This window comes from Mycobacterium sp. UM_CSW, from assembly GCF_000455205.1.
In the GTDB taxonomy this organism is placed as follows: domain Bacteria; phylum Actinomycetota; class Actinomycetes; order Mycobacteriales; family Mycobacteriaceae; genus Mycobacterium.
In genome coordinates, this window is the sequence record NZ_AUWQ01000027.1 from 22269 (window position 1) to 45580 (window position 23312).

Annotated in this window: 24 protein-coding genes and 1 pseudogene; 15 read left to right on the forward strand and 10 right to left on the reverse strand. The window is 67.9% G+C overall.

Translation table 11 applies throughout. The features are described 5' to 3' along the window. Positions 1 to 135: 135 nt before the first annotated feature. On the forward strand, positions 136 to 1215 hold the full coding sequence (locus tag N415_RS11230) for a sulfate ABC transporter substrate-binding protein (protein ID WP_068181054.1): 1080 nt from the start codon (positions 136 to 138) through the stop codon (positions 1213 to 1215). Positions 1216 to 1234: 19 nt separating this feature from the next. Next, positions 1235 to 2974, forward strand: a complete 1740-nt coding sequence (locus tag N415_RS11235; RefSeq protein ID WP_068181102.1) for a SulP family inorganic anion transporter — start codon at positions 1235 to 1237, stop codon at positions 2972 to 2974. A gap of 3 nt (positions 2975 to 2977) precedes the next feature. Here the strand turns inward: N415_RS11235 and N415_RS11240 are convergent, their stop codons facing one another. From N415_RS11240 to N415_RS11255, 4 genes are all read right to left on the reverse strand, one after another. Continuing rightward, positions 2978 to 3817, reverse strand: a complete 840-nt coding sequence (locus N415_RS11240; protein ID WP_081665189.1) for an SDR family oxidoreductase — start codon at positions 3815 to 3817, stop codon at positions 2978 to 2980. 54 nt (positions 3818 to 3871) lie between these two features. Continuing rightward, complete coding sequence (locus N415_RS11245) at positions 3872 to 5176, reverse strand: sodium:proton exchanger (RefSeq protein ID WP_081665190.1); 1305 nt, start codon at positions 5174 to 5176, stop codon at positions 3872 to 3874. 426 nt (positions 5177 to 5602) lie between these two features. Beyond that, a complete protein-coding gene (locus N415_RS11250; RefSeq protein ID WP_068181057.1) occupies positions 5603 to 6421 on the reverse strand; it encodes an SDR family NAD(P)-dependent oxidoreductase in 819 nt (272 codons plus the stop codon). Further along, positions 6422 to 6835: a nuclear transport factor 2 family protein gene (locus N415_RS11255; protein WP_068181114.1), complete on the reverse strand. Its 414-nt coding sequence runs from the start codon at positions 6833 to 6835 to the stop codon at positions 6422 to 6424. Positions 6836 to 7042: 207 nt separating this feature from the next. On the opposite strand from N415_RS11255, the gene N415_RS11260 reads away from it, so the two are divergent. Further along, complete coding sequence (locus N415_RS11260; protein ID WP_068181059.1) at positions 7043 to 7903, forward strand: helix-turn-helix domain-containing protein; 861 nt, start codon at positions 7043 to 7045, stop codon at positions 7901 to 7903. Between the two features lie 107 nt (positions 7904 to 8010). Here the strand turns inward: N415_RS11260 and N415_RS11265 are convergent, their stop codons facing one another. Further along, complete coding sequence (locus N415_RS11265) at positions 8011 to 8583, reverse strand: carboxymuconolactone decarboxylase family protein (protein WP_068181062.1); 573 nt, start codon at positions 8581 to 8583, stop codon at positions 8011 to 8013. Positions 8584 to 8713: 130 nt separating this feature from the next. Between N415_RS11265 and N415_RS11270 the strand changes: the two genes are divergently transcribed. From N415_RS11270 to N415_RS32225, 5 genes are all read left to right on the forward strand, one after another. Next, the gene (locus N415_RS11270; RefSeq protein ID WP_068181066.1) at positions 8714 to 9670 is read left to right on the forward strand and encodes a LysR family transcriptional regulator; all 957 of its coding nucleotides are present in this window, start codon (positions 8714 to 8716) and stop codon (positions 9668 to 9670) included. Positions 9671 to 9762: 92 nt separating this feature from the next. Continuing rightward, entirely contained in the window at positions 9763 to 11169 is a 1407-nt protein-coding gene (locus N415_RS11275) for an MmgE/PrpD family protein (RefSeq protein WP_068181069.1), read from the forward strand. Between the two features lie 55 nt (positions 11170 to 11224). Continuing rightward, entirely contained in the window at positions 11225 to 11989 is a 765-nt protein-coding gene (locus N415_RS11280; protein WP_068112941.1) for a DUF2127 domain-containing protein, read from the forward strand. After that, positions 11990 to 12835: an SDR family oxidoreductase gene (locus tag N415_RS11285; protein ID WP_068181071.1), complete on the forward strand. Its 846-nt coding sequence runs from the start codon at positions 11990 to 11992 to the stop codon at positions 12833 to 12835. It begins immediately after the preceding gene. Positions 12836 to 12985: 150 nt separating this feature from the next. After that, entirely contained in the window at positions 12986 to 13150 is a 165-nt protein-coding gene (locus tag N415_RS32225; RefSeq protein ID WP_193376433.1) for a hypothetical protein, read from the forward strand. Between the two features lie 16 nt (positions 13151 to 13166). Here the strand turns inward: N415_RS32225 and N415_RS11290 are convergent, their stop codons facing one another. Then, a complete protein-coding gene (locus tag N415_RS11290; RefSeq protein WP_239645503.1) occupies positions 13167 to 13757 on the reverse strand; it encodes a CGNR zinc finger domain-containing protein in 591 nt (196 codons plus the stop codon). An 85-nt stretch (positions 13758 to 13842) separates the two neighbouring features. Here N415_RS11290 and N415_RS11295 point away from each other — a divergent pair, with 85 nt between their 5' ends. The 3 genes from N415_RS11295 to N415_RS11305 all read left to right on the forward strand — a co-directional run bounded on the left by N415_RS11295 (position 13843) and on the right by N415_RS11305 (position 16037). Further along, positions 13843 to 14535 carry an SDR family oxidoreductase gene (locus N415_RS11295; protein WP_068181074.1) on the forward strand — a complete coding sequence of 231 codons (693 nt, stop codon included), beginning with the start codon at positions 13843 to 13845 and terminating at the stop codon, positions 14533 to 14535. Between the two features lie 241 nt (positions 14536 to 14776). Then, positions 14777 to 15229 carry an SRPBCC family protein gene (locus N415_RS11300; protein WP_068181076.1) on the forward strand — a complete coding sequence of 151 codons (453 nt, stop codon included), beginning with the start codon at positions 14777 to 14779 and terminating at the stop codon, positions 15227 to 15229. A 1-nt stretch (position 15230) separates the two neighbouring features. Further along, positions 15231 to 16037, forward strand: coding sequence for an SDR family oxidoreductase (locus N415_RS11305; RefSeq protein ID WP_068181120.1), 807 nt, complete (start codon positions 15231 to 15233; stop codon positions 16035 to 16037). A 3-nt stretch (positions 16038 to 16040) separates the two neighbouring features. Here N415_RS11305 and N415_RS11310 read toward each other — a convergent pair whose 3' ends face one another. From N415_RS11310 to N415_RS11320, 3 genes are all read right to left on the reverse strand, one after another. Next, complete coding sequence (locus tag N415_RS11310; protein ID WP_068181078.1) at positions 16041 to 16787, reverse strand: methyltransferase domain-containing protein; 747 nt, start codon at positions 16785 to 16787, stop codon at positions 16041 to 16043. Between the two features lie 114 nt (positions 16788 to 16901). Further along, on the reverse strand, positions 16902 to 18278 hold the full coding sequence (locus N415_RS11315; RefSeq protein WP_068181080.1) for an adenylate/guanylate cyclase domain-containing protein: 1377 nt from the start codon (positions 18276 to 18278) through the stop codon (positions 16902 to 16904). Positions 18279 to 18341: 63 nt separating this feature from the next. After that, positions 18342 to 18935 carry a TetR/AcrR family transcriptional regulator gene (locus tag N415_RS11320; RefSeq protein WP_068181083.1) on the reverse strand — a complete coding sequence of 198 codons (594 nt, stop codon included), beginning with the start codon at positions 18933 to 18935 and terminating at the stop codon, positions 18342 to 18344. A 105-nt stretch (positions 18936 to 19040) separates the two neighbouring features. On the opposite strand from N415_RS11320, the gene N415_RS11325 reads away from it, so the two are divergent. Further along, positions 19041 to 19976 carry an oxygenase MpaB family protein gene (locus N415_RS11325; RefSeq protein ID WP_068181085.1) on the forward strand — a complete coding sequence of 312 codons (936 nt, stop codon included), beginning with the start codon at positions 19041 to 19043 and terminating at the stop codon, positions 19974 to 19976. On the opposite strand, the gene N415_RS11330 is transcribed toward N415_RS11325, so the two are convergent. Beyond that, complete coding sequence (locus N415_RS11330) at positions 19973 to 20950, reverse strand: amidohydrolase family protein (protein ID WP_068181089.1); 978 nt, start codon at positions 20948 to 20950, stop codon at positions 19973 to 19975. The two genes, N415_RS11325 and N415_RS11330, sit on opposite strands and share 4 nt — an antisense overlap. 138 nt (positions 20951 to 21088) lie before the next feature. Here N415_RS11330 and N415_RS11335 point away from each other — a divergent pair, with 138 nt between their 5' ends. The 3 genes and pseudogenes from N415_RS11335 to N415_RS11345 form a co-directional block, all read left to right on the forward strand. Continuing rightward, positions 21089 to 21874, forward strand: coding sequence for an SDR family NAD(P)-dependent oxidoreductase (locus N415_RS11335; RefSeq protein ID WP_068181092.1), 786 nt, complete (start codon positions 21089 to 21091; stop codon positions 21872 to 21874). A gap of 115 nt (positions 21875 to 21989) precedes the next feature. Beyond that, positions 21990 to 23078: an AMP-binding protein gene (locus N415_RS11340; protein ID WP_068181094.1), complete on the forward strand. Its 1089-nt coding sequence runs from the start codon at positions 21990 to 21992 to the stop codon at positions 23076 to 23078. Positions 23079 to 23113: 35 nt separating this feature from the next. Then, positions 23114 to 23312 (forward strand): annotated as a pseudogene (locus tag N415_RS11345) (aldehyde dehydrogenase); the annotation flags it as partial.

Sequence of the window (23312 nt, forward strand, 5' to 3'; positions counted from 1 at the left end):
TAGGTACGGGGCGCGCTTTGCAGTTAGCTTCAGGGTGATTCTCAACGCTGTGCCGAAGTGGCCCGATCGTTAACATCCTTGAAAGTATTGGTGCCGGACAAAATGGTCCGGCGTTTGCTGTGAGAGGACGCCTGGATGTTGAAAGCGCGTCCGGCGTTCGAGCGTTTCCGCCCCCGGTTGCGCATCGGCTGGCTCAACGTCGTCGGGGTGGTCGCCCTCGTCCTCGCCGCCACCGCGATCGTCGTCAAGAATGCTCCCGGTGCCGGAACCAACCAAATCCTCAACGTCTCCTACGACCCGACGCGTGAGTTGTACGCGGCGATCGACAAGGCATTCATCCCACAATATCGCGTGCATACCGGAATCAGCTTGGACATCAAGGAATCTCACGGCGGTTCGGGCCGTCAGCTGCGCAGCGTCCTCGACGGCAGCCAGAAGGCCAGCGTGGTGTCGCTGGCGCTGATCAGCGACGTCGAGACGCTGAGCAAGCGGGGGCTGGTCGCCCCCGACTGGCAACGGCGGCTGCCGCACAACTCGGTGCCGTACACGTCGACCATCGTCTTCGTCGTCCGCAAGGGCAATCCCAAGGCCATCCACGACTGGCCCGACCTGATCAAGGGCGACGTGTCCGTGGTGACCCCCAACCCGCGCAGTTCGGGCAACGGCCAGCTCAGCGTCCTCGCGGCCTGGGGCTCGGTCACCACCCGGGGCGGCAGCCACGCCCAAGCGACCGACTACGTGCGGTCGCTGTTGCGCCACGTGGCGGTCTCGGATGCCGGGGCGCGCGGTGCCGGCGACAGCTTCACGCTGGCGAAGATCGGCGATGTCCAGCTGACTTGGGAGAACGAGGCGCTGCGCGAGGTCGCCGCCAACAAAGACGAACTGCAGCTGGTCTATCCGCCGGTCAGCATCCTTGCCGAACCCGCGGTGGCCTGGGTCGACGCCAACGTCACCGATCCGAAGACGGCGACCTATGCCAAGGCCTACCTCGACTACCTGTTCACCGACGCCGCGCAAGAACAGGTGGCGCAATACGGTTACCGCCCGTTCAAGCCGGAGATCCTGGCCAAACATGCCGACCGGCTGCCCCCGCTCGCGCTGTTCCCGATCACCGCCATCGCCAAGGACTGGAGCGACGCGCGCGAGCAGTTCTTCGGCATCAACGGAATCCTCGACACGATCTCGGCGCCGCCGGGTGCGGCGTCGGCGACCTGACGGAAAGACCGAACGCACCGTGGGCTTCGCGCTGAATTACGACCTGGTGAAGGGCCGGCACGATCTCATTGCCGGCCTGACCGTTGCCGCCATCTCGTTCCCCCAAGCGATGGCGTACGCGTTGATCGCCGGCGTGGACCCGAGGTTCGGGGTCTACTCGGCCATCGTCGTGACGATCGTCGCGTCGATCTTCGGCTCGTCGTCGCATTTGATCAACGGGCCGACGAGCGCCATCTCGCTGCTGGTCTTCGGCGCCCTGGCATTCATCGATTCGGAGAACAGCACCCAACTCTTCGAGGGGTTGTTCCTGCTGGCCGTGCTGGTCGGCGGATTCCAGATCGTGATCAGCCTGTTCAAGCTCGGCAACCTGACCCGCTACATCTCCGAGTCGGTGATCATCGGCTTCATGGCTGCGGCGGCGTTTCTGCTCGCCGCCGGGCAGCTGGGCAACGCACTCGGGGTGCGCGACAAGGGAAACGGGCACATGCAGGTCTTGCGCCGGGTATGGCTCACCCTCACGCACGGCGACGCGATCAACCCCCGCGCCCTGACGCTCAGCGTCGCCGCGGTGGTCCTGGCGGTCGTACTGCGCAAGCTGGTCCGACGCTACGGCTGGCCGCAGGTCGACATGCTCGCCGTGCTGATCGTCACCGCCCTGATCGCCTACGTGGCGGGGTGGTCGATTCCGGGCGCCAACGGACATACCGCCGTCGCGGTGGCCGCGAAGATCCCGCGCAGCCTGCCGGTCCCGCACATTCCGGAGGTCCACATCGACTGGCTGCCCGAGCTGTCGTCCGGCGCGCTGGCGATCGCGTTCGTCGGCATCATCGAGGCACTGTCGATCGCCAAAGCCATTGCCTATCAAACGCAACAGCAGATCGACTACAACCGGCAGATCATGGCCGAGGGTCTGGCCAACCTCACCGGCGGCTTCTTTCAGAGCCTGCCGGGCTCGGGCTCGCTGTCGCGATCTGCGATCAACTTCCAGTCCGGCGGGTTGACCCGGTTCTCCGGGATCGTCTCGGCCGCAACGGTTGCCGCGGCACTGCTATTGTTCGCGCCCCTGTTGCGCTATGTGCCCCAGGCGGCGCTGGCAGGGCTGCTGCTCGTCACCGCCGCCCGCCTCGTCGACTTCAAGCGCCTGATCTACACGCTCAAGGCGTCGCGCTATGACGCCGGCCTGGTGCTCGTCACCGCGTTCACGGGAGTGGCGATCGATCTCGACAAGTCGGTTCTGCTGGGCGTGATCCTGTCGATCCTGCTGTTTGTGCCCCGCGCGGCGAAGCTGAAGGCCAAAGAGCTGATCGTGACCCCCGAACGCGTGGTCCGCGAACGCATCCCGGGCGACCCGGCCGATCCCTCGATCGTCATCTACGACGTGGAAGGCGAGCTGTTCTTCGGCGCCGCACCGGAATTGGATCGCTACCTGTCGGAGATCAGGCAGCGGGTCGAGAGCGACGGCATCCGGTTCGTGGTGTTGCGGCTCAAACGGGTGCGCCATCCCGACGTCGTCTGCATCGAGCGCATCGAGCACTTCCTGCGCGAGGAGGCGGCGCGCGGTGTCACCGTCCTGCTCGCCGGAGTGCGCGCCGATACGCTCACGCTGCTGAAAAACGTTGGCTTCCAAGGCTGGTTCCCCGCGGAGCACGTCTTCCCCGAGGAAGACGAGGAATACTCCGCGACGCTCAAAGCGGTGCGCTATGCGCACAACGGGCTGGCGGAACCGGCCCCGCCCGCAGAGCTGTATTACCTGGTCTGAGGGTCAGCCCTTGGCCGCGGCCGCCCTGGCTCGCTCGGTCATCGAGGCGATCACCCCGCCGTCGTTGAGGATGTCGGTGCCGGTGAGGTAACCGGCCTTGTCGCTGGCGCAGAACGCGAGTAGCTCCGCCATCTCCTCGGCCTTGCCCCAGCGCGGTACGGCGGCGTCGGCGACCATGGCGCCGGCCCCGGCCTGCTCTTCCAGTCGGCCCATCTCGGTGTCGGTCGACCCCGGGGAAACGGAGACGATGCGCAGCCCGCGCGCATTGAATCGCTCGGCCTGTGCCTGGCTGTACCACTTGACGTAGGTCTTGCTCAGCGCGTAAGCGATGCCGGACCGGACATCCTCGGGCGCGATGTCGCAGGCCGTCAGCATGGCGCCCATGAAGGCCTCGGGGTCTTCCAGGGCCAGCGGAAATTTCTGTGCCGGAACGATTTCCGCGGGGAGGACATGGGCGGCCATGGACGCCACGTTGACGATCACCGCGCCCTCACCGGCGTTCGCGTAAAACGCCTCGTTGACGTTGAGCGTGCCGACCGCGTTGGTCCGCATGACGTAGTCGGCGGCACCCATGCTCGGACTGACCCCGGCGGTGTGGATGACCGAGGCGAGCGTCCCGAGATTGGTTGCAGTGTCGAGCAGCGCATCGACCGCGCCCCGGTCGGTGACGTCGCAGTTGACCGCCGTGGGCGTCATCCCGAGGCCTTCCAGGGTCGCGGCCGCCGCATTCAGGCGGTCCTGCCGCACGTCGCAGAGGACCAGGGTGTGGTCGCGGCCAACGATTTTGGCCGTGGCCAGCCCCATGCCGCCGGCGCCGCCCGTGATTACCGACACTCGATTCATACGTGGACCGTATACGCAGAGCGCTTTCGGAGCGGACGCCGGGTTATTCGCGCGCTACCTGGGGAGCGTGGGACCGTCCACCTCGTGATGGGGGTGGCCCGTGTGGCGGATCGCCCGGCCGACGAATGGCGCCCGGAACGTGTCGATCAGGTGGCTGCGGTTGACGATCAGGCCGACGACCGCCACCGCGGTATAGACACCGCAGAGCAGCAACCGCTCCTGCGTCGAGACCAACGGGAACTGGACGAAGAACAACGCCAGCAGCGTGCACGCCGCGAGCCGCCCGAAACGCAGCCCCAATATCAGCGCCACCCCCATCAGCGTCTGGGTGGCCGTCAGGAGCACTTCCTCGACCTGGCGGGAGTCGAGCGCCAGCGCGAACCCGCCGCCGCCGAGGAGGTGGGCCACGGGCAGCGATCCGATCAGCAGCGTCCACTGGTTGACCTTTGAGGAGATGAGCGTGGCGATCGCCGCGGTGCCCTTGCCGCGGGAGGCGAAGATGACCGCGATGATGAACTCGGGCGCCTCCGAGGCCAGCGGCGCGAGCCACTGCACCAGCAGGAACCGGTCGATGCCCAACTCGGTGCCGGCCGCGACGAGGTTGTCGGCGAACGGCTTGGCGCACAGCAGGATCACGGCGCCCGACGTGACGAACAGGCCGATCACGGCGGCGCGCCGGGTGCGGTCGGGCAGCTCCCCGAGGGCGGCCGCGGTACCGATGAGATCGGGCTCCTCCACGTCGCCGTGGCCGATCTTGTACAGATAAAAGCCGAACCAAGCCAGCAGCACCAGCCCCAGGGCCAGGTGGATCTGGCCGGTCGCGGGCATCACGAACGCGACCACCCCGGCGACGAGCAGGAAGCCGAGTTCGACGCGATTGGCGGGCTCCAGGGTCACGCCGCGGGATTTCGGGCTGCCCGCCTTTCGCGCGACCATGATGCTGACCAGCACCACGATCGGCCAGCCCAGCCCCATCAGGAGCCGGTTGGACCCGGTCATGTTGGCGGCGGCGTACTGGGTGTAATCCGGATCGTGGCCGGACACGTAGGCGTAGTAGAGGTCGACGGCGTATTCGGGCAGCACCGCCACCAGCGCCAGCACCGCGATCGCCAGCCCGCCGGAGACGTCGATCTGCGCGGTCTCGGCGGCCCACGCCAGCAGGAAGCTGGCGGCGACCACCGCGGACCCGTAGATCAGCAGCGCGGCGACCGGGTCCAGGTGCAGGCCGATGATTCGGATGACCACCGCCGGGGCGATGAAGATCGCGGTGATCAGCGCCGAACGGGCCAGGGTGAACCGCCGCGCGCGCGATGTCGCCGCGACCGTGGCGGCGGGTGAGTTTGTGGCCGGCATCGTCATCCTTCAGCTCGAAGAGGGGTGCCGATCAGTGGTGGGTGCTTGGCTCGTATGCCCTGGCGAACTGCTCCCAAACGTACCCGCGAAACCATAGGCCAGCAACGCGACCGGATCGGCGAAGGAGCCGTACACCGCATTCCGTCTTCGCTGGCCACGCCCGTCGGGGTGGAAAGTTCGGGCTGGCTGATCTGAAACTTTGGCAAACCTTTTGGGCGTTGTGGTGCCGTTTTGAGTTGCCCACGCCGCGGGCGGCCGTGTCTCGGGCCACGGATGTGTCGACGGTGCACGGATAGCTCGATCAGCTTCGCGGAAGTGCATTCCGGCGGACAGCCGTGGAACATCAATATTCACTACGACGCGTTGCTGGAGTCCAAGGTTCCCGGCGGAGCCCGGCGGGTGCCGGGTGCTGATCTCGTGGCGCGCCCCCGGCTAGCCCGGCGGGCCCATCGCCGCGGCCGCGGCCTGTGCGAAGAGTTCGACGGCCTGCTTGCGCGTCAGTGAACTCGTCAGCTGCTCGGCGGCGCGCATGACGTCGCCGACGAACCAGGTTGGGCCGTTCGCGAGGTTGTCGAACGCCTCCGCGATCACGTCCTCCACGGCGACGGCGCCCGGTGGGGTCTCGTCGGGCGAACTGATCTGGCCGCGGCTGTGCTCGAGCCGGCGCAGCGCGGGCGTGTCCGTCTTGCCGAGGATCAGGCCCACCACGTCGACGCCTTTGTCGTGCAACTCGGCCCACAACGCCTCGGCGAAGACCATGTCGAACGCCTTGGACGCGCCGTAGGCCACCATGTTCGCCCCGCCGGCCAGCCCGGCGCCGGACCCGAAGATGACGATGCCGCCGCTGCCCCGCTCGACCATGGCGGGCGCGAAGTGGTGACACAACTGCATCGGCACCATGCAGTTGCGTTGCACCATCGCCTCGGCGGCCTCGATTGGGTTGGCAAGGAACGGTTCATAGTTCGGGTCGGCACCGGCGCAGTACACGAGGAAGCCGATCTCCAGATCGCTGGTCGACGCCGCGATCGCCGACGCCGCGCCCGGCCCCGCGAGGTCGATCGCGAGGGTGCGTGTTTCGGCAGACGTCTTGGAATTGATTTCCGCCGCAACGCGATCCAGTTCCGATTGGCGGCGGGCCAGTAGCACGACGTTGACGCCGCGCTCAGCGAGCCCCGCGGCGAACGCGGCGCCCAGACCGTCGGAAGCCCCGGCGACCAGCGCCCACGGCCCGTACTTGGTTGCGAATGTCATCTAAGGGCTCCCCACTGTAGCCACCCGCACCACGGTGAACCGCCGCCGCGCGACGCGCCATCCGTCGGCGGTGCGGACGATGTCGTCGTCGTAAAAGCCGATCCCGTTCGCACCGGATTGGTTGTCGGCGAACATGATCAGCGCATCGACATACGTACGGGCCGTGGCCTTGTCGCCGTCGATCGTGATGACCTGGTTGGTCAACCGGTGCAGCGTGTGCCCCGCCAAGGCGTGCGTCTTCTCCATGAAGTCCGTGACGGCGTCAACGCCGTTCCATGCGCCGATCTCGCCGTAGTCGAGCTGGCAGTCCTCGGTGAACACCGTTCGAAACAGCGGCCAGTCGCGTCGGTCGATCCCCGTCGCGTAACGAACGAGCAGATCCGAAATCTCCTGCCGGTCGCCGTTTTCGGTCATCGGACGTCTCCATTCGGATGGACCACGATGCGCGGTGGTGCTTGGGATCTGCGGCCCCAGCTCCAGCGCGCCGGGCACCTCGTCCATCAGCCTCGTTTATTTTCTCGAATAATCGATATAGAGTTTCGAATGTTCGGTGCAACCATATGAACCTTGCGGTAAAGGAGTCAAGACATTCGCGGATCGCCGTCGGCGCCGACCGCCCGCGTGCTCGACGTAGTCGAGTTCCTGGCCCGGTCCCCGGATGCGCCGCTACGCTTCTCCGACGTCGTGCGCGAGTTGGATCTCACCCAGGCGACGGCCCACGCGATCCTCAAGACGCTGTGCGACCGGGGGTGGGTCAGCCGCGACCCCGTCACGAAGACGTTCACCCTGGGTCCCGCGCTGGCCGTGGTGGCGGCGCGGACCGACACCGCGCGTCCCTTGGCGCACGCCGCGCGTTCCGCGGCGCTGCGACTCTCCCGTGAAGTCGGCTACGCCGGTTCTGTGGTCGAGCGATTCGGTGACTCGTTGGTGGTGACCGCCTTCGAGGGCGACCCCGCGACGCAGCCCGCGGGCATCCCGGGCGATCGGATCCCCTACGCCCCGCCGTTCGGCGTCGCCCTGGCGGCGTGGGACGGGGAGGACGAGCAACGGGCATGGATCCGTCGCGGCGCCGGCGACAACATCGATCGCACTCAGCGCCTCGAACGCGTCCTGGAGCACACACGGGAGCGGGGCTTCGACGTCGACTGGACGACGCCCGCGCTGGCGCAGGCCGTCCAGGCGGTCGGGACGCTGGATCAGCACGAGATGCCGACGCCCGTGCGGCACATCCTGGATCAGCTGCTGGTCGAGTTCACCACGATCGGCTTCCTCTCCGACGACAACCCCGGCCGGCGCAAGCAACCCGTGGTCACGATCGCCGCGCCGGTTTTCGACCATCGTGGGCAGGCCGCCCTGATGCTGGCCGTGCATCCGTTGTGCCCGCTCAGCGCGAGGCAGATCCGGCTCATCGGCGAGAAGCTGACCGACGAAACGGCGGCGATCACGCGATCTCAACGGCACGCGGTGGATCGCGCCGTCTAAGTTCGCCTTCCGGATTTCAGAGCGTCATCACCAAAGTACCTGCAGCACAGCCCGTTCGTCGGCATCCCGTTCTGCCGCAAAGCCGCCGTCTCCCGGCCCGATGGGCGCTATGTCTCCTCGCGGCCGGGAACTCCCGCGTCGAAGGCGTTGAGCGTCACGGCAACCATAGAGAAGCAGCCCACCAGAAAAACGATCTCGGCGGCCCCTTGCTCGCCGAACCGCGCGACGGCACGTCGATAGGTGGTCTCGGGCAGCACGCCGCCGCGGTTGAGCGCGGCCGCCATGTCGTACGCGGCGCGTTCGTCGGCGGTCAGGTCGGCGGGGCGCTCACCGGCGGCGACGGTGGCGATCTTGTCGTCGGACAGCCCCGCGCGGCGTGCGAAGTACTCATGCCCGTAGATCTCGTACCGTGCCCCGAACTTCGCGGCGGTGACCAGGATGACCAATTGATGGACGCTGCCGGGCAGCACGGCATGCTCCCACAGCGATCTGTTGAAAGCCCAAGCCGGCGCGCCGAATTGGGGAAAATGCAGCCAACCGTTGAACGGCCCGACCAGCGCGCCGTCGCCGTGGTATGCAATGAGTTCGCCGAAGCCGCTGTCGATTACGGCGCGCATGTCGGCGTACAGGGCTTGCTGCGCGGCGGTCAAACCGCTCGGTGGCAACAGCGGAAGTCGCACCGGCCCTCCTCACGTGATCGCGGTTGTCTCAACCCAGCAAATCCCCGGAACGCCGACGAGTCCACGACGGGCTTTCGACCAGTGCTAAGTCACGCTTCCTACCGCAGGTAGCGCCACTTAAGCTCGTCTCATGGAACTGCGGCAGCTGGGCTACTTCGTGGCGGTTGCCGAGGAGTTGCACTTCGGTCGGGCCGCCAGGCGGAAACACATCTCGGGACCGGCTCTCTCGCAACAGATCATCGCCCTCGAGCGCGAGTTGGGCGCCGAGCTGTTCGCGCGAGACCGGCGCAGCGTCCGGCTGACGGAAGCCGGACGCACCTTGCTGCCGGACGCGCGGAGGATATTGGCCCTGGCCGACGACGCCAAGCGTCGACTGCAGCTGGCGGCGGCCGAAAGCACGCCGGTGCGGCTCGGTTACGTCAGCTGGCTGCCCGACGACATCGCCAGCTTGCTCGGGCCCGAGGTGGCGCTGCGAGTCGATGAATGGGTGCTGCCGTCACACGCGCAGGCCGACCGAGTGGCGGAGGGCACGCTCGACGTCGCGCTGGCGTGGGTGACCGCCGAGCAGGTCAAGCAACGCGGGCTGACGGCACACCTGCTGCGTGCCGAGCCCCTGCAGACCGTGCTTCCCGGCGTTGGGTCACCGGAACCGATTGCCGCGCAACGGGTCAAGGTCCTCGTTGACGCCGACGAGTCGGCATGGTCGTCGTGGAATCGGTTCGCCGAGGAGTTCGCGGCCCACACGGGCGCGCGGATCGTCAGGATTGACGACGGCGGCGTCACGGGTGACGCCTTTTACGCCCATGTGCGCAGGATCGGCGCCCCGGTGCTCGCTTCACCGAAGCGACATACCGCGGTCATTCCGCCCAGCCTGGGCGAGCGTCCCGTCGCCGCGCCGACACCCCTGTGGACGTGGTCGTTGTTGCACCGCCAAGACGATGATAGGGCCGGTGTGCGTGGGCTGGTGGACGCGCTGCTGACGACCGCGCGCGGGCGCGGTTGGCTCACCCCGCCCACCGACCGGTGGTGGGCTCCCGCCGACGACCCGCACCGCGACGCCCTCGCCTCGGGCGCCGAACTGCGGTAGGAACTCCCGTCGATCACTGGTAAGAGATCGGTCCTGGACTTCCGTGTCGGTGCGGCGCTTCAGTGGAGTCAACGACGGGAGGACGAAACCCCATGGCACATAACTACGTTGTCGACGAGCTCGCCGGCTTCGTCGTCCGCGCCCAACAAGAGGACCTGAGCGGGCAACCCCGGGCCTTGCTGAAACGCAACGTGCTGGACAGCGTCGCCTGCGCCGTCGGCTCGCTGGACGGTGAGCTGATCACCACGATTCGCGAACACACCGACCAGTTCAGCGGCGTCCCCACCGCGACACTCGTCGGCGGCGGCCGGGCCTCGGTCGATCAGGCGGCGTTCTTCAACGCGGTCCTGGTGCGCTATCCGGATCTGCTCGACACCTATCTGACGGTGGGGGGACTGTGCCATCCGGCCGACAACTTCGGTGCGATCCTGGCGGTGGCCGAGCATGTCAACGCCACCGGGGCGGATTTCCTGTTGGCGCTCGCGGTCGCCTACGAGATCCAATGCCGGTTCAGCGCCCAGGTTCCCGTGATGGCGCGCGGGCTCAATCACGCACTGCAACTGGCGATGTCGGTCGCGGCGGGATCGGCCAAACTGTTGGGGCTCGACGCCGAGCAAACCGCCAACGCGATTGCCGCCGCCACCGTCGACAACGTGTCACTGGCGGCCGTGCACGCCGAACCGGTCTCGAACTGGAAAGGCATCTCGCCCGCGATCACCGGCATGCGCGCGGTATACACGACGATGTTGGCCGCCCGCGGCATCACCGGGCCCAAATCGCTGTTCGAAGGCCCGCACGGCCTGGTGCAGCTCTTCGATCAGCCGATTGACTTCCACATCGCCGACCGCGCACTTGCCTGCGTCGAGCAGACCTACTTGAAGCAGTACTGCTCACTTATCCACGGGCAGGCCATCATTGACGCGGTCTTGGCGATCCGCGGCGATAACGACCTGCGCGGAGAGGACGTCGCACGGGTAACCGTCGAGGTCTTCCAGGGCGCCTACGACTTCGCCGGCGGGGGAGCCTACGGCGCCAAGGATCACCCGCTGACCAAGGAGCAGGCCGACTACAACCTGAAATACCTGAGCGCGGTGGCGCTGCTCGACGGGGGCGTCGGTCCCGGCCAGATCGAGTCGGAACGCCTGTTGCGCGGCGACGTTCAGGGCCTGCTGGCCCGGGTCGACGTCAAGCCCGCGCCCGACCTGACCGCGGCCTACCCGCAACGCACCGCGACCCGGGTGCACGTGGTCATGCGCGACGGGCGGGAATTCCGCCGCGAGCAGAGCGATTACGAGGGATCGCCCACCCGGCCGATGTCCTGGGAGCGTGTCGTCGACAAGTTCGGTTGGCTCGCCGAGCCGTTCTGCGATGAGGCACTGCGCGACGACATCGTCGCCGCGGTCGATCGCCTGGACGAGATCCCCGTCGCCGAGTTCGCCGCCCTCCTCGGCGCGGTCAGCCCGAGCGCCTGGCGTCGCCGCAGCAGGGCACGCTTCTGACGCTCGCTGCGCGCGTCCCCTTGCGTGGTTCGCTGCGGGCGTTCAATGATCGGCCATGCGCAAAGATCGCGGCATCAACCGGTGGGAACTGGTCACCTGCGCGCTGGCGGGGCATGTGACGTACGCGCCGGACGAGAAAGGGCTGGCCGAGCGGCTCAGCGGCACCACCGGGCTGGGCGAAGTCTGGCGTTGCCTGCGCTGCGGCGAATTCACCGTCGGCGAACCACACGGCCGCGGCCACGCCGACGACGCCCCGATGATCATGCGCGGCAAGGCTTTACGCCAGGCCATCATCATCCGAGCGCTCGCGGTCGAACGGCTGTTTCGGGCCGTGGTGATCGCGCTGGCCGCGTATGCCGTCTGGAAATTTCGCGGCGCCCGAGGGGCCATCCAGGCCACCCTGGACCGTGACCTGCCGATCTTCCGCGCGGCCGGCTTCAAGGTCGATCAGATGACGATCGTGCACGAGCTGGAAAAGGCGCTGGCCGCCAAGCCGTCCACCTTGGCGCTGCTGACGTTGATGCTGGTCGGCTACGCGCTGATCGAGGTCATCGAGGGCGTCGGCCTCTGGTTGCTGAAGCGCTGGGGCGAGTACTTCGCGGTGGTGGCCACCTCGGTCTTCCTGCCCCTGGAAATCCACGACCTCGCCAAGGGCATCACGATGACCCGCCTGGTCACCTTCACGATCAACGTGGCCGCCGTGATCTATCTGCTGGTATCGAAGCGGCTGTTCGGCCTGCGGGGCGGTCGCAAGGCCTACGACGAGGAGCGCCGCGGCGAGCAGCTGCTCGACGTCGAGCGCGCCGCCACCGCGACCTGAATGGGCACCTACGCGATCACCGGATCGGCGTCCGGGATGGGCCGCGAGGCCGCGCAGCGGCTCCGGGCCGACGGGCACACCGTGATCGGAGTCGACGTGAAGGACGCCGAGGTGGTCGCCGACTTGTCGACGCCGCACGGCCGCGAGGCGGCCGCCGCCGGAATCCTGGCGGCCTGCGGCGGCAAGCTCGAGGGCGCCGTGCTGGCCGCCGGCCTGGGCCCGAGCCGCGGCCGGGATCGGGCGCGCCTGATCGCGCAGGTCAACTACCTCGGCGTGGTGGAACCGCTCGTCGCATTGCGCCCCGCGCTGGCCGAGGCTGACCGCGCCAAAGTCGTCGTCGTCTCCAGCAACTCCACGACGACGGTGCCCGCGGTACCGGGCCGAACGGTGCGTGCGTTGCTCGCGCACGATGCCGACCGTGCGGTGCGATCCGTGCGGCCCTTCGGGCCGGCCGCGCCCACGATGATGTATGCGGCCTCGAAAATCGCTGTGGCACGTTGGGTCCGACGCCACGCGGTCCGGCCGGAGTGGGCCGGCTCGGGGGTGCGCCTGAATGCCCTGGCGCCGGGCGCCATCATGACGCCGATGCTGCAAGAGCAGCTGGCGGACCCCAGGCAGGCCAAAGCGGTCCGATCGTTCCCGGTGCCGATCGGCGGTTTCGGAGACGCCGGACAGTTGGCCGACTGGATGCGTTTCATGCTATCCGATTCGGCCGACTTCCTTTGCGGCAGCATCGTTTTCGTTGACGGCGGGACCGACGCGTACTTCCGCGCCGACGACTGGCCGAAGGCCCTGCCGGCGCGCCGGCTGTTCGGCTATCTGCGGCGGTTCAGGACCGGCACGTGACGAGCCCGTCGCACCACCGCGAATGTGCCTTACGCCACAACGCGGCTTTTCGCGACGTTTACCGCGGCGCGGCGCGCCCGTAAAACCGCTGGGGTGCAATTCAATGAGTCGGCGAACTGGCCGAATGGACAAGGGACAAGGACGGCAACTGTGCCAACACTGCAGCACTGGATGAGCCAGAGCCCGACCAGCCTCGACGTAGTGACCCCGATCAAGGCGAGGGCGTGTGTCGCCCTGCAGGCGGTGTTGAGAAGCAGGCCGCGCCAAGTGGGTTCCCACGCGCGGATCATGCCGAAGGGGGTCGAGCGCTGCTGACGGCCCGCCTGCCGAACTAGCCGCTCGCGCGATCGCGTTCGCGTCGACGGGCCCGCGAAGCCCGCAAATTTGCGGCGTTCCCGCACGTCTTCACGTCGTGCCACACCCCGCTGTTGTTCTTCGAGCGGTCGTAAAACGTCGACGCGCAGCCGGGGCTGTGGCATTGCTTGACCCGCCGCCACGTGCCGTCGCGCTGGCTGAGCAGAATCTCTCCCCACAGGGCCGACGCCAGCCATCGCCAGCCGGTTCCGGCGGGCTCGAGCCGTACGTCGCCGTTCTCCGACAGCGTCAACGAGGCCGAGGCCACGCCCGCCGCGCGTCCAGTCTGCGGCTCCCCCGCGACCAGCCGCGCGATCGTGTCGCGCAGGGCGCGAAGCTTCGCCACGTCCGCGTCGCCGAGCGGCGGCGGCTGCACGTCCAGCCCGCGCGCGGTTGCCCATGTCCGGACGGCGCCGGCCGCCCAGTCGCCGGCAACGGCCGCGTCCGCAAGCAGGTCCGGGCCGTATTCTCCGATGCCCACCGTATTGAGAAAGTCCTGGACCAGGCCCAGGCCCCCGGGCGCCGGAGCGAGCTGGTAGCGCTGTGATGCACGCCATTCGGTTGACATACTCAAAAGATACTTGCCTATGTCGCAGGCGTCAACTATGGTGACAGAACCAAAACACTTTTAACTACGTCAAGGAGGACGCATCATGGTTAACATCAATGGCTCGACGGTCGTGGTAACCGGCGGGCAGCGCGGGCTTGGCAAGGCCATCGTCGAGGAGTTCCTGCAGCGGGGCGCGGCGAAGGTGTACGCCACGGCGAGGGCGCCCAAGCCCAGCGAGGACCCGCGGGTGGTCGCCCTCGAGCTGGACGTCACCAAGCCGGATTCCGTTGCGGCGCTGGCTGCTACGGCGTCCGACGCCGACATTGTCATCAACAACGCCGGAATCATCGGTGCGTCGAAGTTGCTCGGCAGCGACATCGAGGAGGTGCGCGAGGTGTTCGAGACGAACTACTTCGGCGCCCTTCGGGTCGCCAAGGCGTTCGCCCCGATCCTGGCCGACAACGGCGGCGGAGCCCTGGTCAACACCCTTTCGATCCTGTCCTGGGTCGCGGGCTTCGGCGGCTACGGCGACTCCAAGGCGGCCCTGTGGGCGGCGACGAACTCGCTGCGCATCGAGCTGGAGAAGCAGGGCACCCTGGTCACCGGCGCGCACCTGAGCTTCACCGACACCGACATGGCCGCCGGCTTCGACGCGCCGAAGAACGACCCACGCGATGTCGCGCGGCAGATCGTCGACGGTATCGAGCGGGGCGACGCAGAGGTGCTGGCCGACGACGACACCCGTTACATGAAGGCCGCGCTGTCCGGACCGGTGGAGGCGCTGCGGGTCGGCTAACCGAGGCGGGCGCGTAAATGGCCTGTCCGAAGGCAGATCCCCGTCTTGTGACGGTGGGTCAAGCAGGCCGTGGGGGCCTCACCCAAAAATGGGCTTGCTGCACTTCGGACAGGCCACCGGGCTGTCCCGGCACCGATCACGATGCCAGCCCAACCGGAGCGCCACGACGGCCGAAGGTCCCGAAGGCCGCCGGCCGAAAGTCACATCCACTCCGCCCAGGCGGGCATGTTTGGATGGCGACATGGAACCGGAACGCATCGTGAGCGCGACCCGCGTGATCTCGGCGAGCGCCGAGCGGATTTTCGAACTGATCGCCGATCCCGCTCAGCAGCCGAGCTGGGACGGTAACAACAACCTCGCCTCGGCCGCCCCCGGTCAGCGGGTCCGCCAGGTCGGCGACGTGTTCAAGATGACGCTGACCAACGGCGCCGTGCGTGAGAACCACGTGGTGGAGTTCATCGAAGGCACGAAAATCGCCTGGCGGCCAGCGGAACCCAAGAAGCTGCCGCCCGGCCACCTGTGGCGCTGGGAACTGCAGCCGATCAACGCGACCCTCACCAGCGTGACGCACACCTACGACTGGACGGCGCTGAACGACAGCACCCGGTTGGCAACAGCGAGCTCGATAACATCCGACATGCTGCGCGAGTCGATCGACCGGCTCGCCACGCTCGCCCAGGCAAGTGACGGCTGACATGGCCCTCCCGCCGCCGGGCGCCGACAGCGCCGCGATCGTCACCGGCGCGTCGTCGGGTATCGGCGAACAGTTCGCCGGGATACTCGCGCGGCGCGGCTATCAGGTCGTGCTGGTGGCCCGCAGGGCCGACCGTCTCGAGGAGCTGGCCGCGCGGTTGGGCGCGCCGGCGCACCCGCTGCCGGCCAACCTGTCCGATCGAAGCGAACGGGCCGCGCTGCCAGACCGCATCGCGGCCCTCGGTCTGATTCCGGACATCCTGGTCAACAACGCGGGCCTCTCGACGCTCGGCCTGGTCGCAAAATCCGTTCCGGAGCAAGAACTCAACCTCGTCGAGGTCGACGTCGCCGCGGTGGTGGACCTGTGCAGCCGGTTCCTGCCCGGAATGGTCGAGCGCCATCGGGGCGCCGTGCTGAACGTTGCATCGGTGGCCGGGTTCGGTCCGCTGCCGGGCCAGGCGGCGTACGGCGCCGCCAAGGCGTTCGTGTTGTCCTACACCCACAGCCTGCGCGGTGAGTTGCGCGGCACCGGGGTCGGCGCGACGGCACTGTGCCCGGGGCCGGTGGACACCGGATTCGGCGAGGCGGCCGGTTTCTCCAAGGAGGAGGCCGAATCGGCGCTGCCGCGGGTCATGTGGGTGCCCGCCGACAAGGTGGCCCAGGCCGGAATCGACGGGCTCGCGGCCGGCAAGGCCGTTGTCGTGCCCGGCCGCGTCAACCGGGTGGCGTCGGCCTTCTTCCGGGTCGCGCCCCCCGAGCTGCTGCTGCCGGTGCTGAGGCGCGGGCATCCGGCCTTCAAACGCGGCTGAGGCTCAGCCGTTCTTGCCGCGCACCCACTGGAACGTGCCGTAGTTCTTGACCCGCACGCTGACGAATCCGTTGTCTTCCAGGATGTCGCCGATTTCGTCGTCGTCGAACACGTGCGCCCCCACGTTCGGCAGCTTTTGCCAAAACCTGGCGGCCTGCCCGACGGTGGGCACCATGATGGCCAGCCGGGCGCCCGGCCGCAACACCCGGGCCATCTCGGCCAGTGCCGCCGCCGGATTCGGAACCAGCTGCAGCACTGCCATTGAAACCACCGCGTCAACAGTGTTGTCGCGCAGCGGAAGTCGTTGCGCGTCCGCCTTGATGAAGCCGACCTGCGGCCCGGCTTCGTTGCGGACGGCCCGGGCCAGCATCGCCTCGGAGATGTCGACACCCAGGGCCAGTCCGTCGGGACCGGCCGCGCGCGCCAGCGACGCGGTGACGTTGCCCGGGCCCGAGCCGACGTCGAGCGCCACACCGCCCGGCGGGATGCTCAACCAGTCGATGGGCAGTTGCCACGCGCTGATCAGCCGGCGCGACAGGGCTTGTGCGTTGTCGTACAGCATCGACCCGATGGGTGATGCCCAGGCCGCCTGGATCGGGCCGGTGTTCTTTTCGACGGGGTCGTCCTCTGCCGATCCGGCGCCGAGCAGATCCAGGTAGCCCCTGCTGACGTCCGGCTCCGCGGGCGGATCGGCGAGTAGATCCAGCGCGCGGCGCAGCGCGGGCGGCAGCGAGACGTGCACGTCGGTCACGCGTACTCCTTCGGATCGATAATCAAAGCCCCGCAACGGGAATCGAATTCGGGGCTCGCTGGCGAGCCTACGCCGAGCCGAGGGGCGCCTCGACCGCTCGCGATGTGGGTTTCGTTACCGCCGGACCGGTGTGCGCTCGCGCACCAGGGCACAGAGCTGCCACCGACCCGGCACGCCTTTGAGCTCGCCCGCGCCGCGGTCGGCGAACCTGTGGCGCGAGCCGGTGACGATGTCGCGCACGGTCGAGGACACCAGCACCTCGCTGGCTTCGGCGTGCGCCGCCACCCGCGCACCGATGTGCACCGCCATGCCGGCGACGTCCGACCCGCGCACCTCGACCTCGCCGGCGTGAATGCCCACCCGCACCTCGATGCCCAGCACGCGCACGGCGTCGACGATTTCGTCGGCGCAGGCGAGCGCGGCGCTGGGGCTGGAGAAGGTGGCGACGAACCCGTCGCCGGCGGTGTTGACCTCACGCCCACCGAACCGCTGCAATTCGTGCCGAATGATGGTGTCGTGGTTGTCCAGCAGGTCGCGCCAGCGGCCGTCGCCGAGCAGCGCGGCCCGCTCGGTCGAGCCGACGATGTCGGTGAACACGATGGTGGTCAGCAGGCGCTCGGCTTCCGAACCGCCCCGCATCCCGGTGATGAACTCCTCGATCTCGTCGAGCATCGTGGCGGTCTCGCCGACCCAGTACAGCGTGTCTTCGCCCGGTAGCTCCACGAAGCGCGAACCGGCGATGTTGTCAGCCAGGTACCGGCCGTGCGCCACCGGGGTGAACTCGGAGTCGACGCGATGCAGGATCAGCGTCGGCGCGGTGATGCGCGGCAGCGCGTCGCGCACGTCGGCCTGGCGGATGGCCAGGATCATCGCGCGGGCCATGCTGGGCGATGCGGCGCGGTTGCCGGCGGCGTCCCACCAGGCCCGGAAGGCGTCGTCACGCGCGACGCTGGGTGCGATCATGCCGAGCATGTCGAAGCCTTGCTCGACGGCGTCCGGGTCTATCGCCAGGGTGGTGTATGAGTCGATGTCCTCGATCTCGGCGCCCATCGGATAGTCGGGGGCGTACAGGGTGCGGGCCGCGCCGTTGATGATCACCAGGCTGATCACCCGTTCCGGGTACTCGGCCGCCAGCGTCAGCCCCGTCATCGAGGTGAAGCTCGGCGCCACGATCGCGGCCCGCTCGCATCCCACCGCGTTCATCACCGCGACGACGTCCTTCGCCCAGAACTGCGGCCCGATCTCGTCGATCGAGGGCACGCGGGACGAGAGCCCGATGCCGCGCTGGTCGAGCCGGATCACCCGGGCGAATGCCGCCAGCCGTCGATGGAAGCGGTACATCGACGGCTCGGCGTCGACCGAGTCGATCGGAATCGAGGGGCCCGGAAGCAGCAGCAGGTCGATCGGGCCATCGCCGAACACCTGGTAGGCGATGTCCGTGTCGCCGCAACTGGCGTATCGGGTTCGTGGTGTCCCAGGAAACCCAGCCACGGTTTAAAGGCTAGTGCAGGGCTGTGACAAGCCCGAGACAAGCACGGGCCAGGCCGGGCCCCGCTAGCGGCCGATGATCGGGACCAGGTAGCGGGCGGCGTAGTCGCGCACGGCCGCCTGGTCCGAGGTGTCGAGGCGGTCGGTGGGGAACACGATGATGCCCAGGGCGACGCGCAGCAGGACGTCGGCGATGTCGGCCAGCTCGGCGTCGGGGATGTCGGCCCCGCAACGCCGCAGCGTGTGCGCGATCCCGTCGGCGAATTGGCGAATCGGGAAGACATGGGACCGGGAAAACAGGCCGAGCAGCTCGGGCTCACTTTCGACGATCCGCGAATAGAGGCGGGAGTCTCCGACGAGCCGCACCCCGAGCGTGAACGCCTCGATCACGGCCTCTTGCGGGGTGCAGCCCTCGGTCGCCCGGTCCAGGGTGCCGAAGAAGGTTTCGGCCTCGCGCCGCACCACGTGTTCGAACAGGTCGTCCTTGGTCGGAAAGCGCCGGTAGATGGTGCTGCGACTGACCCCGGCGCGGGCCGCGACGTCTTCGATGTTGGCCCGGCGCACGCCGTAGGTCTCGAAGACCGTTCGCGCGGTCTCCAGGATGGTGCGGTCGACGTCGGTGAGCTCGTCGAGATTGCCGTCGTGGATGTGGTTCTGCATCAATAACGACCCCCAGGGCGATCTCGGCGGAGCGTGCTACCGTGACACAAAGATACGCATTTGTTTCTGTGCTTCACAACCCGATTTGGGGGCGAGGAGGTTGGGATGACGGCGCAATGGGCGGAGCAGGATTTCGACGCCGGCGTACGCGAAGCGGTGCCCATGCCGGTCGACGACGACGTCGCCGACTCGGCTCCCCGGCTCGGGCCAGAGTCGTTGACGTGGAAGTTCTACGGCGATCACCGCACCCAGTTCTTCGGGTTTCAGCGCACGGCCGGCGTGGAGAACTGCATCGAGCAGCTCGCCCAGGGCGTGCTCGATCACTCGGTGATCTTCAGCGACACGTTGGGCCGGGCCAAGCGGACGGCGCCGCCCCTGATGAAGACCGTCTACTCCGCCGACCCGCACGAGTGGGGCCGTAAGGTCCGCGACTTCCACAAGCCGATCAAGGGCACCATCAGCGACGGCTCGAGATATCACGCGCTTAACCCGGAACTGTTCTATTGGGCGCACGCCACCTTCGTCGATCAGGTCATCTACACGGCCGACACGTTCATCCGCCGGTTGTCCCGCGCGGAGAAGGAGCAGATCTTCAACGAGGGCAAGGTCTGGTACGGCCTCTACGGGGTGAGCGACCGCGGCCAGCCGCAGACGTACGACGAGTTCGTCGCCTACTGGGACGAGATGCTCGAGCGGTTCGTCCCGCATAAGACGGTCCTGTACGGCACGGGTTACATCCGCAAGGGGATCCCGGGCCCACGCTGGATTCCCAAGCCGGTCTGGAAGGTGTTGTCCGCGCCGCTCAACGCCTACACCCGACTGGTGCTCGTCGGCACCCTGCCGCCGCAGATGCGCGAGGTGTGCCGGCTGCAGTGGGATGCCAAGAAGGAGAAGCGATTTCAGCGGTTCGCCGCCGCGGTGCGCGCGCTCAATCCGCTGATCAACCGGCTGCCCGTGTCGTTCATATACCTGCCGTGGGCGGCCGCGGCGTGGCGCCGCGCGGGCGTCGACCCGCGCAAGCTGCACAACCGGGCGGCTTAACCGATGCGCAGCAGCCGTTCGGCGTTGCCGTGCGCGATCTTCTCCCGGTCGGCCGCGGACAGCGTCGTCCGCTCGAATCCCTCGACCGCCTCCTGGGACGACTCGTAGGGATAGTCGACCGAGAACATCACGGCGTCGGCGCCGACCTCCAGCATCGCTCCCAGCATCGCCGCCGGGGAGAACACCCCGCTGTTGGTGAACACGATGTTGGTGCCGAGGTACGCCGACGGCGGGCGCCGTAGCGGAGTCGTCGTCGCTATCGTCGCGTAGCGGGAGTCCAGCCGGCTGCGCTGAAACGGCAGGAACTCACCCATGTGCCCCAAAATCAGCGTCGCTCCCGGATGCCGGTCGAACACCCCGCCGAACACCAGCCGCAGCGCGTGCCCGCTGACCTCGGCGGCCCAGCTCCAGGTCGCCCCGTACAGTTCCGGGCGCCCGTCGATCACGTGCCAGCGATCCGCCGGCGGTGCGCCCGGGTGCAAATACATCGGCACCCCAAGGGATTCCACCGCGGACCACAACTCGTCGTATTCGGGGGCATCCAGATACCGCCCGCCGGGCCCGCTGATGCAATCGTTGACCAGTGCCCCGCACAACCCGTCCTCGGTGACGGCACGCTCCAGCTCCGCGGCCGCGGCGGCCGGGTCCTGTAGCGGCAAGGCGGCGAAGCCGCGGAACCGATCGGGATGCTGGGCAATGACTTTCACCAGGTAGTCGTTGGCGAACCGGGCGTTGGCGCGCGCCCGCTCGGCGTCGATGTCGACCTGCAGACCCGGGGATGTCAGCGACAAGACCTGCATGTCGATGCCGGCCTCGTCCATCTCCGCCAGCCGGTATTCGGTGAAGTCGGGTAGCCGGCGTTCGTACCGCTCGGCGAATTCGGGTTTCAGCAGCTGCATCAGTCGTTGATGGGCCGGCTGCAGGTCGGCCAGTTCCGGGACGAAAAACGCTTCCTCCAACGCGATGTAGCGCATCGGTCTCCCTTGTCCGTGGTGAGCGCCCGACGTGCAGTATTGCGCGGTCCGCCCATTCAATCCGCCCCCGGGTCTACCCATCGGTCCCCGAAAGCACGAAAGTGAGGGGGTAGGTGAAACCGAAGGAGGGGAGCGGCCATGCAGATGACGGGCAACACGGTGCTGGTAACCGGAGGCGGCAGCGGGATCGGTCGCGGCCTTGCCGAGGCGTTTCACCGACTCGGAAATACGGTTGTCATCGCCGGACGGCGCCGTGAGCTGCTGCAGGACGTCGCGAAAGCCAACCCCGGCATTCGGACGTTGTCGCTGGATCAGGGCGATCCCGCCGACATCCGCCGGTTCGCCACCGAGCTGACCGACCACTACCGGGACGTCAACGTCGTCGTCAACAACGCCGGCGTCCAGCGCTTCGAGAACCTCACCACTACCGGCCCCAGCGTGGCCGAGCTGACGGTCGCCATCAACCTGCTGGGTCCGATCCGGCTGACGGCGGCGTTGCTGCCGTCGCTGCTGAAGAAGCCGCGGGCCGCGATCCTCAACGTCACCTCGGGCCTCGCCTTCGTCCCCAGCGCCGTGACGCCGACGTATTGCGCCACCAAAGCGGCGCTGCATTCTTACACCGAGTCGCTGCGCTTCCAGCTCCGCGGAACCGCGGTCCAGGTGATCGAGATAATCCCGCCGCACGTGCAGACGGAGCTGCAGCGCGGCCGGGGATTCGACACCAGCGACCCCAGGGCGATGCCCTTGGACGAGTACATCGCCGAGACGATAAAGCTGTTGGAGACGCAACCGGACGCCGACGAGATCATCGTCGAGCGGGTCAGGCCGTTCCGCTGCGCCGAACGCGACGGCGTCTATCAGGACACCTTTGCCGCCCTGAACGAGGCGATGGTGGCGGCCGTCGCTCAATCGCGCAACGGCTGAAAACGGGCCGGTCACAAAGAGTTCGCCGCGGGATCGGGCAACGTTCAACGCCCGTATGCCCGGCGCGCTCCGGCACGGTTGTCGGGCGGGTCAGCGATGCGACAGGATCGACGGCATGGGCGACTTTTCGCTGTTGGACGTTCCCCGATCGGCTCCGGTCGCCGACCCCGAGGCGTACCTGCGCGCCGCCATGGCGTGGCACTTCGGCGAGGACACCGGTTCCCGCTTCTGGTTGCGCACCGCCGAGACGCTGAACTTCGACCCGTTGACCGACGTCAAAACCTTCGCCGACTTGCGCCTGTTCCCCAACCTCGTCAACGAGTTGCGGGTCACGCCGGTCGAGGACCTCATTCCGCGCGGTTATGGGTCGCCCGCGCCGCTGCCCCAAATATTCGAGTCCGGCGGCACCACCGGCGCGCCGAAACGCACTGTGCAGATGCCGGATTGGATCGCGCAGGTCGTCGAATGGCAAACCGAGGACTTCGCGGGGGGCGGATTTGTTCGGGACCGGGGCTTTTTGTGCCTGATGCCGAGCGGGCCGCACGGGGTCGGCTACTTCTCCCGCTTGGTCTCCCAACGGCTCGGCGCGGTCTTTCACGCGATCGACATCGACCCCCGCTGGGTGAAGAAGCTCGCGGCCCGCAACGCGGCCGACGAGGTGGCCGCCTACATCGACCATGTCGTCGAGCAGGCGGTGTTCGTCCTGCAGACCCAGAACGTCGCCAATCTGCACACCACCCCGCCGCTACTCGAGGCCATCGCCCGAGACGACCGCGTGGTCGACCTGGTCAACGACAAGGTCCGCTGTTTGTTGCTCAGCGGTGCCCACGTGGACGCCGACACGCTTGACCTGCTGCGCGACATCTTCCCCGACACGACCATCACCATGGCTTTCGGCAGCACGATGGTGCTCTCCCAAGCGGTCACCCGCACCACCGACGGCGACTCGTTCGTGTTCGACCCGCGCACACCGTATGTGGTGTTCTGGGTCGTCGACCCCGAGACCGGAGAGCGAGTGCGGTACGGGCAACGAGGCCAGGTGGTGATGAACCACATCAGCAGGGGCATGTTCATCCCCAACAACCTGGAGCGGGACCTGGCCATCCGGATGCCGGGGCCGGCGGGCGAACTCAGCGATTCCGTCAGCGAGGTGCGGCCCGTCACCACCTTCGAGGGCGAGGCCGTCATCGAAGGCGTGTACTGACCGTGGGAGGGCAAAGCTCCGGCCTCACAACCGATTTGGTGCAGATCGACGCGCTTGGCCCCGGCGGCGAGTATCGCACCCGCAACCGCGAGGTCGTCATGAACACCGCCGGCGGCCCCGTTGCCGAGCTGAGCATCGTTCCGCCGCTGTATGTTTCGCGCACCGTCGGCGCGCAGCGGAAGGCCGCGCCGCTGCCCGCCGGGCAGCGCGAAGCGGCGCTGGCCGACGCGGCCG